Below are 13,033 nucleotides of genomic sequence, written 5' to 3' on the forward strand. Positions count from 1 at the left end.
GTTCAAAAAATATTGGGCTCAGAGTAATAAAAGGCACGACTTACAAACGACTGCCCTTACTGCCCGATCTGCCCCAACCCCTGTCGCACTGCCGGTAATCTGCCGCATCCGGGTTTTGAGCGGCAGTTGATCCTCGGCACTGGCCGGAGGGTCAATCTGGCCAGGCGGTTTGTTGTTAAAGTCATTCATGGTCCAGGCTTGTGTCTCTTCCATCGGTTAACAGGAGCCGGGTGTGTCGGAAACGCTGTTCAACGAACTGAAAAACATCGGTATCAGTGAGGAGCTGGCGGCAAAAGTCAGTGCCTCCCTGGACCCGGACTACAACCCTAGCAGCCTGTCGGACTTAAGACTGTCCTACACGGCAACTGCTCCTGCGTTGCTCTAGCTCCTGCATCCATGCAGTCGTGCGGTTGCAATAAATTGGTCTAAAAATCCCTGTTTCTTCGTCAAATAGCTCGCTATTCTCCTCAGAAACAGAGATTTTTATCCTCAATTTCTTGCAATCCTCGCTACGGACGCTTAAGTCCGACAGGCTGCTAGCAAGAAAGACGTGCTCATCATGCAAGAGGCCATCTTGCAGCACCAGGCACACTTCAAGCAAAAAATGGCCGACATGAGAGCCGAGTTTGACGCTTGCCCCAAAGAACTGAAAGCCGAGTCAGACGCCCGCTACTACGAAGTGAAAATGGACAATATCTTTTGGCAGGCCGGTATTACCTTGAGCTGATTGGAATGTGCTGAGGGTTTGATTAACTGGCTCATACGGCAACGGGGTGCCTTATATAGAGTACCGAACAATTTCTTTACCCATTTCCAGCTTCTTTCTTAGGGAGATTTGGATTGACCCGCTTAAAGCGTTTGAGTTGTTCTTCGGACAAAGGCTGTGCATCAGGGTCTTCCAACGCAGCCTCATGAAGTTCTTCTTCGGTCATTTCATCGAGAGCTTTTTTATCTTTGTACACATCAAGTTTTTGTCCTTTTACATAGTCTACAGAGACTGTTTTTCCCATTGCGATCACCATGATTTATACCGTTCATATAATCGGCGCTCGTGCTTTTCAGCAAGCCTCACCGAGATCAACCTGGTTGAGGTTTCATTTCTTCTCATTGTTTAACATACATAAAGTGTATCCAACTCTTTATCGATACCAATGGTGATATACCGATCTTCCCCGTAAACTTCTTTGCCATCATGGGCTTCGATCCGGTAAGGATCTTCACCTATTTCAATTCCAACCCTTTCAACAGGCGCAGACTGTTATGCAAAATCACTGGCAGGAGCATAAAGCCCGGCTGCAACGTTATATAGCCCGTGAAGTGAGCGAACCATCGGCTGTGGATGACATTTTGCAGAATGTCTATCTCAAAGCGCATACCCATATTCAGACACTCAAGTCTGAAGACAGAATAGGAGGCTGGCTCTACCGGATTGCACAAAATGCTGTCATGGATTACTACCGCCAGCAGAAGCCCCGGGACGAGTTGCCAGACAGTCTTGCTGCCGGGGAAGAAGATGAAGCAGAGAGGGCTCATCAGGAGCTGGCCCGCTGCCTGGTGCCTTTTATGGATGAGCTACCCGAGAAGTACCGGATTCCTCTGCAGATGTCAGAGCTGGAGGGCATGAGCCAAAAGCAGGTGGCAAAAGCCCTGGGTCTATCCCTGTCCGGTGCCAAGAGCCGTATTCAGCGTGGTCGGGTTCAGCTGAAAGAAAGTTTTATTGCCTGCTGTGATATTGAAGTGGGCCGGGGCGGTGTTACGGACTATCGGCCTAAAAAATCCGGTTGTAGAAATTGCTGAGAACAACCATCAGCGAAGAAAGCAAGCTTAAGATAAAAAAACATTTTTTGCGTCCTTTTTCCATACCTCGCGTCTTTATAGGCGACACTAACAGGCCGGTCTGACCGGTCATCGCTGAATCGAGGTATCGACCATGCTGAAAGTTATCAGCTTTAAAATCTGCCCATTTGTGCAACGCATTATTGGAATGCTGGAAGCCAAAAGTATTCCTTATGAAATCGAGTACATCAACCTGAGCGAAAAGCCCCGGTGGTTTCTGGATATTTCACCAAACGGCCAGGTGCCTGTCATGGTCACTGAGAATGGCACAGCTTTGTTTGAATCGGATGCCATCGCCGAATACCTGGAAGAAGCTTATCCCCCATTGCAGCCCGGCTTGAGCGCAGAGCAGAAAGCACTGGATCGTGCCTGGAGCTACCTGGGCAGTAAACAGTATCTGGTTCAGTGTTCTGCCCAGAGAAGTCAGAATGCTCAGACTCTGATCGAGCGCACTAAGAAGCTGGCCAGCGCCTTTGCCAAAGTGGAGAAGGTATTGGCTGCGCACCCATTCTTTAACAGTGATTCACTGGGCATGGTCGATTTGGCCTGGCTGCCCGTATTGCATCGTGCCCATATCATTCAGGAGAACAGGGGTTATGACTTCCTGGCTTTTTATCCTAAAACCAAAGCCTGGCAAAAAAGTCTGCTGGCCACCGGGCTGGCCGAAAAGAGTGTCTCCAAAGACTTTGTTGAAAAGTTCACAGGCTTTTATCTCTCTGAGGAAACCCTTCTGGGCCGCTGTGAACAGGGAGGAGAGTGCAACGCCTTTAATCCGGAAGAGTGCTGTGTAGAAGCTGACTGCTGCAAGACGGAAGTTATGGCTTGTAAGGATTTCGCCAGTGGCTGCGGATGTTAAGCATCGGGTCTGCAAGATCTCCTGTTTGAGCAGCAAGCATTGGTGTTTGTTCGAATAGTGGGAATAGCCGTTCCTGATACACTCCTGGACACAGAAAATAAGCATCAGAGAGAGTATCAGGATGAGCGAAATGTACGAAAAGTTCGCCAGGGACTATGAAAAAGCCATTACCGATAATATCTACAATGGCCATCTGGAGCGTCCATCCTTATTCGCTATGTTGCCTGAACTCGCTGGAAAAAGTGTTCTTGATCTGGGGTGTGGGCCGGGTCTCTACGCAGAGTACCTGATCAACCAGGGGGCAACTGTGACTGCGATTGATGCCTCACGGGAAATGGTTGAGATTGTCAAAGAGAAATTGGGTGACAACGTCAGAACTTATACACAGGATCTTTCCCGTGGGCTACCAGCAGAAAAAGAGGCCACCTATGATGTCATTATCTGTCCTCTGACGGTGCATTACATTGAAGACGTCGGTTTACTGTTCGGTGATGTTAAACGCCTGCTGAAACAGGGGGGCGAATTTATATTTTCTACCCATCACCCGATGGTGGATTTTGAAGTGTCACCTTCAGGCAATTATTTTCAAAAAGAACTGATCACGGAAGAGTGGGATACAGTAGGTCATCCTGTTGAAGTAAGCTTCTATCGTCGTTCACTGACGGAGTGGTTTGAGAGTCTGGCTGCAGCAGACCTGTGCGTCACTCACCTGTCAGAAGGAAAACCGTCAGAGCGCATGAAGTCTGTCTGCGCCGAGAGCTATAAGAAGTTATCCACAACGCCTAACTTTATCTTTTTTAAGTGTGAGGTCAGGTAGGCACCTTTTTAAACTGCCCAATTCCAAAAGTCATTGCACATTTGAGCCAAGACTGAAACCATGGTCCGACCTTATAAAAATTAATTGAAAGGAAGTCTTGCTATGTCTGGGGGGATGTCCAGGCGGTGCGTTATCACCGCCAGTCTGTTGGCTGCTTGCATAAAGGTGCAGGCAGAGGTCGTGAATCTGAGTGATGATCTGGCGCCTGAAGCAGCGACAGGATTTGAACAAAAGAGTCTGGTAAAAGCCAGCAAACACATGGTGGTAGCAGCCAACCCTTTGGCTGTGCAGGCAGGTGACGAAGTCCTCAGAAGAGGCGGTTCGGCGGCGGATGCTGCGATTGCTGTTCAGTTGGTACTGAATCTGGTTGAACCCCAGTCCTCCGGAATTGGCGGGGGAGCCTTCAGCCTTTACTTCGATGCCAAAAAGAACCGTCTGATCACTCTGGATGGCCGGGAAACAGCCCCTGTAGAGGCGACACCGACCTTGTTTCTGGACAGCAATGGCAAGCCGTTGCAATTCTACGATGCTGTAGTGGGGGGACGCTCAGTCGGCACACCCGGTACCGTCAAGCTGCTGGAAGAGATGCACCAGCGTTATGGTAAACGTCCATGGTCTGAGCTTTTCCAACCCGCCATTAAACTGGCTGAGGAAGGTTTTATCGTTTCTCCCAGGCTGGCCAGCCTGATTACCATGGATCAAAAAAGACTCAGCCGTTATTCGGGTACCCGTGAATACTTCTTTGATGAAAAAGGACAGCCGCTTCAGGCAGGCGCTGTTCTGAAAAATCCTGAGTTTGCCAGGACACTGAGGCTGATTGCCAGAGATGGCCCAAAAGCCTTCTATGAAGGGAAGTTGGCGGAAAGGATTGTCAAAACCGTCAAAGAGGCCGAGGGGAATCCCGGAGTGCTTTCAAAGAAGGACCTGAGAAACTATCAGGTAAAAGAGCGAACGCCGGTGTGTTCGGCCTATCGCCAATACTCTGTCTGTGGCATGGGGCCTCCCAGCTCAGGCGCAACCACGGTGGGACAGATCCTGGGCATTCTGCAATCTTATGATCTGGCCAGCCTGGGGGCGGATAATCCGGAGTCCTGGCGTCTGTTTGCCGGTGCATCAAGGCTGGCTTTTGCCGACAGGGCCCGTTATCTGGCCGACAGTGACTATGTTCCCGTACCTGTTCAGGGGCTTCTGGACAGCCAATATCTGGCAAACAGAGCCAGACAGCTGCAGTCTGATCAGGCTCTAAAGACCGTTAAAGCAGGCAAACCCGTCTGGCAGCATGCTTCGCTTCAGGCGGATGATCAGTCTATTGAACTGCCTTCTACCAGCCATATTTCCATTGTCGATGCCGAGGGTAATGCGCTATCCATGACGACGACTATTGAGAATGGTTTTGGCTCCCGTCTAATGGTGGGCGGTTTCCTGCTGAACAATGAGATGACGGACTTCTCTTTTTCCAGCCATGACAATGGTACGCCCATAGCCAACCGTGTTGAGCCTGGTAAAAGACCAAGGTCTTCTATGGCACCCACCATGGTTATGGATAAAAAGGGACAGCCTTATATGGTGCTTGGTTCACCCGGCGGAAGTCGTATCATCAGCTATGTTGCCAAAACCCTGGTCGCTCATATTGACTGGGGAATGGACATTCAGGAAGCCATTGCTCTGCCTCATAAGCTGAACCCTTTTGGTGTTTATGAGTTGGAGCAGAATACCGAAGCAGAGCGTCTGAAGTCGGCACTGGAAAAGCTCGGCTATTCCGTCAAGGTGCGGGATCTGAACAGTGGCCTGCACGGCATTGTGATCACGGACAAAGGCCTTGAAGGCGGCGCTGACCCCCGTCGTGAGGGAGTAGCGATGGGGATTTGAATGCGCTATTCAGTCAACCAGGTACTTTTTTGGATCAATCTTGTATTCTTTTTCCAAAATTAACAGGGTTTTGTGACGCCCTCGACAAGGCGGGGAGTGTCACAGACTCCAGCAAATTACACCACTTATATAATAGTGATAAGTACCTGGCCAGTTGGTTTCCCATATTCTGGCGAGATGCGAAACCAACTGGTTAGGTACTTACCTGTCTGACATTTTCAGATGTTTTCTAACAGTCATTCCAGCAACTCTGTCTATACTGCTTTCTCAAACAATGGGTGCAGAAGAGTTTTTTATTTTACTGTCCATCTTTTTCTCATTGAGCGAAAAATCGCTTTGTTTGATACGATCTTCAATCAGTGAGAAACAACAATGCGGGCTGTTTCCAAGGGAGTGCCAATGAGCCTTCATACAAACCTTGCCGGAAGATTACGTAATACCAATCTGCCGAAAACTCATGGTCTGCTGCCGGTTTTTGAAGCAGTGGTCAACTCGATTCAGGCTCTTGAAGAAACAGATGGGTTGGCCGAAGGTCAGATTACTCTTGAGATTATTCGTAACCCTCAGCAACAGATGCACCCCGGAAAGGGGGCTGAAAAAGAAATCATCAAAGGTTTTACCATCACCGACAATGGAGTTGGATTTAACGCAGCCAACATGGAGTCCTTTGAAACGCTGGACTCAGATCACAAGGTCGGTAAGGGTTGCCGCGGCATCGGGCGTTTGATGTGGTTGAAAGCCTTCGACATCGCCGAAGTGGAAAGCGTTTTCTGTCAAGAAGGAAAGCTTTACCAGCGAAACTTCTCTTTTTCATCCCGGCGGGGTGTTCAGACAGAGTCGCCGGTGGCGGTTCATGACCAGGAAGTACGCACGGTGCTGAAACTGGACGGGCTTGACAAAGAGTATTATGCGAGTTGTCGTAAAACCCCGTTGAGTATTGCCGAGGCTCTGCTGGAACATTGCCTGTGGTATTACGTCAGAAGCCCGGCAACGCCAAACATTGTTGTAAAGGATGGTACCAAAAACATTTCTCTCAGTAATATTTATGATCGCTGCATGCACTCTGCAGCAACGGCACAACAAGTCAGTCTGAAGGGCTATGTTTTTGAGCTGACTCACATTAAGTTTCGGGTTGGAGTGAACAAAAACCACTCCATGTTCCTTTGTGCGGCTAACCGTGTTGTTAAAGAAGAGTCCATTGGCAAAAAGGTACCCGGGCTCTTTGGCACTCTATCCGATGATGCGGGTGAGTTTACTTACGCCTGCTATGTCACCTCAGACTATCTTGATGAGCATGTCCGTTCCGAGAGAACGGCATTTAATATCGCTGAAACGATTGAAGATCTTATCAGTGACCAGGAGATTTCCCTCAGCGAAATCCGTGAAGTGGTCGTAGAGAAAACCAGAGAATACCTTTCCGATTACCTCCACGAGAACATGAAAGCAGGCAAGGAGCGGGTGAATACCTTCGTTGCTCAGAAAGCGCCAAGGTACCGTTCAATTATGAGCCATATGGATGAGCGTGAACTTGTGGTTGACCCCAGAATATCGGACAAGGAGCTTGAGTCCCTTCTCCACAGGCACTACTACGAGGCCGAAAAAAGCCTGATGGAAGAAGGGCATGAAATTATGAATCCAGCGCTAGAAAGCAATCTGGAAGATTACCAGAGCCGACTGAGTGACTACCTGAGAAAAGCACAGGACTTCAAACAGTCAGACCTGGCCAACTACGTGACTCACCGCCGGACAATCATCGATTTGCTGGAAAAGTATATTGAGCGGTTGGATGACGACAAGTACGCTCGTGAGGATTTAATTCATCAGTTGATTATGCCAATGCGTATGGATTCTACGCAGACGCCGTTTGATGCCTGTAATCTCTGGCTGATTGATGAACGACTCGCGTTTCATGACTATCTGGCCTCGGACAAGCCTTTGAGTTCCATGCCTGTTACCGGTGACATTTCTGGAAAAGAGCCAGACCTGTGTGCATTAAATGTCTGTAATAATCCTATTCTGGTGTCCGATAAAAAAGCCTTGCCGCTGGCATCCATTACTGTGGTCGAGATCAAACGGCCCATGCGAAACGATGCCAGAGAGGGAGAAGATAAAGATCCTATCGAGCAGGCTTTGAGCTATCTGGATCGTATTCGTGAAGGTCAGGCGAAAACGGCGGGTGGCAGGCTGATACCCAATTCACGGGATATACCAGGCTTTTGCTACGTCATCTGTGATTTAACGCCATCAGTTGTGCAGCGTTGCCGAATCTTCGACCTCACGCCAACCCATGACCACATGGGGTATTTTGGATACAGTAAAAGTTACGGTGCCTTTATCGAAGTTATTTCTTATAACCGGCTGGTACAGTCGGTGAAGGAAAGGAACAAAGCATTCTTCGACAAACTGGGCCTGCCATCCACTTAACCTTGCGCCTTTTCTATTCCGTCAAAGTGCGGGAACTGATCAGTGGCCTGCACGGCATTGTGATAACGGACAAAGGCCTTGAAGGTGGCGCTGACCACGGTCGTGAGGGCTAAGCGAAATAACCGGAGCCTGGTTGCCAGGTTCGGGACATTCTCAAAGAGGTTCTTTAACCTGAGGATCGGCTGTTGATGGGTGATGCCCTGGTCAATGCCGGGCGAGACATCGGCCTGACGGACGAGGAGGTTGATGCGCTGGAGTCTTGTTGGGATAAGACACCAGCGGAACCGGTGAAGTTACAACTCGTTCCAATGCTCTGAGGTCGTCATTCCCGCGAAGGCGGGAATCCAGCGCCAACGATGGATATCTGCCTTCTCGGGGATGACAAGGCCAGGGGGGGCACCGGGTAGTACGGTTCTGGTGGTGAGTCAGTGTGGATTCCCGCCTTCGCGGGAATGACGAGAATAAAGCCGGAAATGACGAGAATGATGCCGGGAATGACGGGAGTCAACTCGTTCCCAAGCCGGGACCCACATGGCCTGAAAGCACGGGAACCAGAGTTTTGCGACACGCTCTCAAAGCACGAGGTTTTACACTCATTCGATAAAACTACCAATTAAGCTCAGAAAACGCTTATTTTCTTGATCTATCACTTTCTCAATCTACCCTTACTCCCTACAAGTCAAAGCAAACCGATTGAATGATGAACAACTCAATCTTTGCGGCATTGTTTTTACTGCCGGTGTTGTTATCTGTCGTCTGTCAGGCTGAGTCGTCGACAAGACATTTTGTTGTCGATTTTCAACAGGACGATGCAGGTTCTCCGATCCAGGGCTTTTCTGTAAAATGTGACTTTAATACTCTGTCGTATACCTCGACAGACATGGTCGACACAAACGGCTATGCGGGGTTAGATATTGAGTCCATTTCGTGGCCATTGATTTACGCCACTCATCTGCTGGCGACTTACGAACCGATCTTGTCCATTCATGACACCCCTCTGAGCGGCAAACCCCTTTCATGGTTACCTGCAGGTGCGTTTGTTGCTCTTGGCTGGCTTTTGAAAAACTATTGGAACTCCGATCCATCACTGCTTATCGCAATGGATCAACTGGAAGCCAGTCAGGATGACCGGTTTGCAATCATCACCATGATGCTTCCCGGGAATGGCCAACAAAAAAATGACCAACAAAACCCACCATCAACATCATCCGGTCAGCAAGCCACAGGTGGGGCAACCAGCACCCGGATTACAGGTTATGCCAGCGGCTCCCCGCCTGGTGGCTCTGACGGCGATGACAGAAACCCTGAATCACAACAGCATACTTTCGGTTACAATTGTCACTTTGGTTCCTGTCACGGTATTTGCAAACTCCGATCACCCAACCACCCCACAATGGCAACATTCGGAACAAGGTCTTATTCTCTCCCAGAAATTGCATACGAGGAACTCCTCCGGCAAGAACAACTGAGACCTGACATCCTGGCGAGGCCAGGGGCAGCCAGTAGATCTACCGCTGGAGATCCTGATCCCACCGGGCGATTTGTCTGTGATGTGCAGATGGAAACGTGGAATGGTGAGCGGGCGCCCTGCGGGATGAGCTGCAGCAATAGGGAGAGGCTGTCAGAACACAAAATGCGATACCACACTGCGCCACTGTTCTGTGATGTGGTAGTGGTCGGGGGAGATGGTGAGCAGCAATTATGCGGGCAAGTTCTTCATTTACCACAGCAGGAGGATCACAACAGTAGATACCATGACGACGAAATGGACATTAGATGGTCGGATCCCAACAGAAGCCATCAGGTTCCCGGCTCAGTATTCTGTGATGTGGTCGTATACGTGAATGTTAACGAGGGTCGCTTAAATCGAATGACGCAGCAACTATGCGGGAGGATCTTCGAGAGTGAAGAAGGGCTGCTTCGTCACATAGGCAGACACCATCAGGGATTCCATCGCAGATGGAGAGATATAAGGCTACCGGCAGACCTCCGGTGGCGTTTTTAACCCCATACCAGCGCCGCACTTTTGCGACAGTCTCAAGAGTGAGCGGCAGTCTATTCTCGATCAGCCTCCATGCTTTGTTGTGGCGCCATTATTGTTGTTCGGATTATCGGGCCTGCGCCTTTGATGTATTCTTTTATGCCATCTCAGGCCCCGAGCAGTCCTGAAGCCAAGTCCGCATGGCCACCGTCGACCATTGCAAATGGCCACTGTTACGTAACAGGTGTGTTGCCTGTGGTTTCTTCTTTTGTGATCCTTCAGGGCTGTATTACTCTGGCAGATTTGCCCGCATGCTCGCTGCCGACCACCCTCCCCGAACACTGTTAATTTACAGATGTGTTGCACGAGAGGGCTCTGTCGATCGAAGTCTTCATTGGGCCTTGAGCTTTGTTTCGGTCTTGCGCCTGATTGTCGGAATTTACAAACGCCATTACAGTTATCTGCGAAACAATTTAAACCCAGGGTATGTTGGTGGTGTTCAGGGACTTCGTCACCGCCGTCAGAGTCAGAATGCTGGTGGCTGGTGATAGTGCCTCTGAACCCTGTGGTTGTTACTGAGGCTTGCCGGGTCGATGATTCCGATAGTTGGCCTTGTTGTTGGTTATCTCCGGAGCTGAGCGTCATAGTGTTGATCACAAACGGATAATCCTGGCTCAACTCTTGTTGTCCAATCGGGTTGAACATCGGTGAGTCGGGGTTCCAATAGCTGCTTAAAAGCAAGCCGACAGTGATAAACGACTCTAAAGGTAGCCGTGAATAAGTTTTGGAGCTTTGGGTGTCATGGCTGGTCAGGATCAGTTCGTAAGCAACCAGCCACTGGGAGGCGTAAAGCAAATGCCACGAAATCGACTCAATAATGGTCGTTTTTAGCCCGAAAATGCCGGGTCCGAAGGGTGTGTCATTTGTTGGGGAATCCTGGTCTGAATGACCGTTATTGCTGGCAATGATTGAAGGGTTGTTCGGCAAAGTATGCAGGTCATGCTGTTTGATAGAAAAGCTTTTGTCTGGAAAACCTGCATCCTGTTCAAGCTCGATGACAAAGTGTCTTATTGACGCCTGGCAGGCGATAGACAGTAACAGCAGAGCTGCAAAGAGTGGGCGTTTCACTTTATTGTTACGTCCTGGGTTACCGTTGAGAGAGTGTAAACCATGGTAATAAGCGTGCTTTCTGGCAAGGAGATTCTGTTAAAAACTCATAGAAGTACTTATCGTTTTTTGTGCCCCAAGAGTGTGATCACGAGCCACTCGATGGGCAGATGGATGACTTCGGTCACTTATTTAGACGATTGTTGTCTTTTGCTAGCCCCGGAGCGCCTGGCAAAACATATCACCCTCAACAAAGAGAGTGTTGCCAGGAGCCTGGTAACGAGTTGTTGGAGTTTTACGATACCCTCGATTGGGCGAGGGTTTACGGCGTTTTTGCTAACCACAATACCTGATAGGGTTTGAGTTGAAGGTCCTGTATGACCCCGTTGCCCAGTAAATCGAACCAGCCGACATAGTCTGGCTGGTTCAACGTTTGATGAGCCGATGTCAGGTTGTGTATAGCCACCAGTTTCCGGCGGCCACAGGGAGATGTACGCAAGAATGCAAAAATCCCGGGCGCCATATCCAGAATGGTTTGGGAGGCATTGGGATGAAAGCAGGGCTCCTGTTTGCGAACTCTGATGTGATTCAGCAACGAATGGAAAACCAGCGACCGAGTCGAAGCCGGGTTTTCCAGCTCAGGCAATAATTCTTCCAGTAACCACTTGCGGCGATTGATCGAGCGGGTTCTGCCACTACTCTCGACTCCTGCCAAATCATTATGTGTGGCAAACAAGCTGTGTATGTAAAAAGCAGGTATTCCGCGCATCCCCAGCATGATGAGCTGGGAGCAGAGGAATCGCTGCACTTGCCATTGGTCCTCGCCCCTTCTTGTCCCTTTCATGGCATCAAACAGGGCAATATTGATCTCATAAGGTGACTCAGTGTTGTCCGAAAGGGTGCGCATGCTGACGAACCCCCCAAAACGGTGCATGCTGTCGATCAGCTCCGAAACTTCATTTTCCGGGATCACTCCTGCCAACGGGCGCAGGCCCACGCCATCATGAGAGGCAGTAAAGTTCAGAACGGTACAACTCTCGGGGTAATCGGGCAGGTTACGGGCCCATTGCACAAGGTATTTTTCTGTGCCCCGATTGAGTGCATGCAGTATCAGAGGCGGCAGGGCAAATTGATAAACCATGTGGGCCTCATCCTGGTCCCCGAAATAACTGATGTTCTCCTCATGGGGGACATTGGTTTCGGTCAGCAGTGTGCTGCCAGGGCAGGCTCTCTCCATAATCAGGCGGAACAGTTTCACGATGGCATGGGTCTCGGGCAGGTTTATGCAGTGAGTGCCAGGTTTCTTCCAGAGAAAAGCGACGGCATCCAGCCTGATTACCATGGTGCCGCGGGCCAGATAAAAGAGCAGGACATCTACCATCTGAATCAGCACATCGGGGTTTTTAAAGTTCAGATCCATCTGATCTTCACTGAAGGTGGCCCAGACGTGTTTCAGCCCTCGCCTTGTATGAATAGGCACCAGCAGGGGGGAGTTTCTTGGGCGGGTCACTTCACTGAGATCAGTCTCCGGGTCTTCTTCAATAAAGTAATCCCGGCCGGGCTGGTGGCCACTGACAAAGTCGGCAAACCAGAGACTTTCCCGGGATACATGGTTAATCACCAGATCCGACATAAGCTGATAGTCAGAGGCGATGGCTTCTATATCCTGCCAGCTTCCCAGCTGTTCGTTGACCGACAGGTAATCAATCACAGAAAAGCCATCATCCGAGCTATAGGGAAAGTAGGGAAGAATGTGAAGGGTACTGATAACCTCGTTCAGATAGCCATCAAGAAAACACTTCAAGACCTGAAGAGGGGGTTGTTCGCTGTTGTCATGGAGGGTATCGCCATAGGTAATCAGAAAAATATCTTTCTCTGACCAGCCAGCAACTGTTTTGGGAGGATTTTCATGGAGATGATACTGAACTCTACGGACAATTCTGGCCGCTATCTCGCCCGCTTCCTGTCCATAAGGGAGAATCAGAAGCTGAGTCATGGCCTGATGAAAAGCATGGAAGGCTTTAGGATAACTTTGCACGATACATCTTCCCCTTTGGCAATGTTTTTTTAGTACTTTTCCTTCTTCGCAGCAGGAGTCATGCCACTCCCGTATTTATAAAACCTTCAATCATTGTAAATGATG

The 13,033-nt window shown here is 49.6% G+C and carries 14 protein-coding genes; 9 read left to right on the plus strand and 5 right to left on the minus strand.

The window, feature by feature from the left end; translation table 11 throughout:
• Window positions 1-18 precede the first annotated feature (18 nt).
• The gene (locus P6910_RS01195) at window positions 19-213 is read right to left on the minus strand and encodes a hypothetical protein (protein ID WP_317144463.1); all 195 of its coding nucleotides are present in this window, start codon (window positions 211-213) and stop codon (window positions 19-21) included.
• Window positions 214-232: 19 nt separating this feature from the next.
• On the opposite strand from P6910_RS01195, the gene P6910_RS01200 reads away from it, so the two are divergent.
• On the plus strand, window positions 233-385 hold the full coding sequence (locus tag P6910_RS01200; RefSeq protein WP_317144464.1) for a hypothetical protein: 153 nt from the start codon (window positions 233-235) through the stop codon (window positions 383-385).
• 189 nt (window positions 386-574) lie between these two features.
• Complete coding sequence (locus P6910_RS01205) at window positions 575-727, plus strand: hypothetical protein (protein WP_317144465.1); 153 nt, start codon at window positions 575-577, stop codon at window positions 725-727.
• Window positions 728-803: 76 nt separating this feature from the next.
• Here P6910_RS01205 and P6910_RS01210 read toward each other — a convergent pair whose 3' ends face one another.
• A complete protein-coding gene (locus P6910_RS01210; RefSeq protein ID WP_317144466.1) occupies window positions 804-1,010 on the minus strand; it encodes a hypothetical protein in 207 nt (68 codons plus the stop codon).
• Between the two features lie 250 nt (window positions 1,011-1,260).
• On the opposite strand from P6910_RS01210, the gene sigZ reads away from it, so the two are divergent.
• From sigZ to P6910_RS01240, 6 genes are all read left to right on the plus strand, one after another.
• Entirely contained in the window at window positions 1,261-1,797 is a 537-nt protein-coding gene (gene sigZ / locus P6910_RS01215) for an RNA polymerase sigma factor SigZ (protein ID WP_317144467.1), read from the plus strand.
• A gap of 133 nt (window positions 1,798-1,930) precedes the next feature.
• Complete coding sequence (locus tag P6910_RS01220; RefSeq protein ID WP_317144468.1) at window positions 1,931-2,692, plus strand: glutathione S-transferase family protein; 762 nt, start codon at window positions 1,931-1,933, stop codon at window positions 2,690-2,692.
• A gap of 130 nt (window positions 2,693-2,822) precedes the next feature.
• Window positions 2,823-3,509, plus strand: coding sequence for a class I SAM-dependent methyltransferase (locus P6910_RS01225; RefSeq protein ID WP_317144469.1), 687 nt, complete (start codon window positions 2,823-2,825; stop codon window positions 3,507-3,509).
• 102 nt (window positions 3,510-3,611) lie between these two features.
• Entirely contained in the window at window positions 3,612-5,378 is a 1,767-nt protein-coding gene (gene ggt / locus P6910_RS01230) for a gamma-glutamyltransferase (protein WP_317144470.1), read from the plus strand.
• A 399-nt stretch (window positions 5,379-5,777) separates the two neighbouring features.
• Window positions 5,778-7,802: an ATP-binding protein gene (locus P6910_RS01235; RefSeq protein ID WP_317144471.1), complete on the plus strand. Its 2,025-nt coding sequence runs from the start codon at window positions 5,778-5,780 to the stop codon at window positions 7,800-7,802.
• A 188-nt stretch (window positions 7,803-7,990) separates the two neighbouring features.
• The gene (locus P6910_RS01240; protein WP_317144472.1) at window positions 7,991-8,119 is read left to right on the plus strand and encodes a plasmid stabilization protein; all 129 of its coding nucleotides are present in this window, start codon (window positions 7,991-7,993) and stop codon (window positions 8,117-8,119) included.
• 5 nt (window positions 8,120-8,124) lie between these two features.
• On the opposite strand, the gene P6910_RS01245 is transcribed toward P6910_RS01240, so the two are convergent.
• Complete coding sequence (locus P6910_RS01245) at window positions 8,125-8,370, minus strand: hypothetical protein (protein WP_317144473.1); 246 nt, start codon at window positions 8,368-8,370, stop codon at window positions 8,125-8,127.
• Window positions 8,371-8,499: 129 nt separating this feature from the next.
• On the opposite strand from P6910_RS01245, the gene P6910_RS01250 reads away from it, so the two are divergent.
• Window positions 8,500-9,807, plus strand: coding sequence for a hypothetical protein (locus P6910_RS01250; RefSeq protein ID WP_317144474.1), 1,308 nt, complete (start codon window positions 8,500-8,502; stop codon window positions 9,805-9,807).
• A gap of 60 nt (window positions 9,808-9,867) precedes the next feature.
• On the opposite strand, the gene P6910_RS01255 is transcribed toward P6910_RS01250, so the two are convergent.
• Together P6910_RS01255 and P6910_RS01260 are read right to left on the minus strand one after the other, a co-directional pair.
• Window positions 9,868-10,911, minus strand: a complete 1,044-nt coding sequence (locus P6910_RS01255) for a hypothetical protein (RefSeq protein WP_317144475.1) — start codon at window positions 10,909-10,911, stop codon at window positions 9,868-9,870.
• 301 nt (window positions 10,912-11,212) lie between these two features.
• Entirely contained in the window at window positions 11,213-12,928 is a 1,716-nt protein-coding gene (locus tag P6910_RS01260) for a sugar phosphorylase (protein ID WP_317144476.1), read from the minus strand.
• Window positions 12,929-13,033: the final 105 nt, after the last annotated feature.

This window comes from Endozoicomonas sp. 8E (assembly GCF_032883915.1).
In the GTDB taxonomy this organism is placed as follows: domain Bacteria; phylum Pseudomonadota; class Gammaproteobacteria; order Pseudomonadales; family Endozoicomonadaceae; genus Endozoicomonas_A.